The organism is Candidatus Hakubella thermalkaliphila (assembly GCF_013281975.1).
In the GTDB taxonomy this organism is placed as follows: Bacteria; Actinomycetota; Humimicrobiia; order Hakubellales; family Hakubellaceae; genus Hakubella; species Hakubella thermalkaliphila.
In genome coordinates, this window is record NZ_BLRZ01000403.1 from 1 (window position 1) to 733 (window position 733).

1 protein-coding gene is annotated in these 733 nt (G+C 55.7%); it reads right to left on the reverse strand.

Annotated features, from left to right (window positions below; all coding sequences use genetic code 11):
- Positions 1-733 (reverse strand): UvrB/UvrC motif-containing protein (locus HW443_RS12425; RefSeq protein ID WP_176238363.1); only part of this gene is annotated, 733 nt, incomplete at both ends.

The following is a 733-nucleotide window of genomic DNA, read 5'->3' on the forward strand; positions in this document are numbered from 1 at the left end:
CCACTCGCTTTCTATTCTCCTTTTCTCCTCCAGAAGTTTTTTCTCTCTATCCCGGAGCCTGGCTGCTTTTTCGAACTCCTGAGCCTCGATGGCTGCCTCTTTCTCCTGCCTCACCGTTCTGATCTGAGACTCTATCTCCCTGAGATCTGGAGGGGCGCCTAGATAATGAATTCTCACCCGAGAGGCAGCCTCATCCACCAGGTCAATAGCTTTGTCGGGGAGGTATCTATCGGAAATATATCGGGCCGAAAGTCTGGCTGCAGCCACCAAGGCTTCGTCAGTGATGACGATACGGTGGTGGGCCTCGTATCTATCCCTCAGCCCTTGCAGAATCTCGATGGTTTCTTCCACCGTGGGCTGCTCCACATAGATAGGTTGAAAGCGCCTCTCCAGAGCGCTATCTTTCTCCACGTATTTTCTGTATTCACGCAGGGTAGTGGCGCCGATGGTCTGCAGTTCGCCTCTGGCCAGCATGGGCTTCAGGATACTGGCGGCATCGATAGCTCCCTCCGCGGCCCCAGCTCCCACCAGGGTATGGAGCTCGTCGATAAAGAGGATGATCTCTCCATGTTGCTTAATCGCAGCCAGGACCTTCTTTAGCCTCGCCTCAAAATCCCCCCGATAGCGAGAACCCGCCACCAGGGCCCCTAGATCGAGGGAATAGAGCTCTTTAGCCCGCAGGGGCAAAGGGACTTCGTTGGCCACAATAGCCTGGGCCAGCCCTTCCACCACC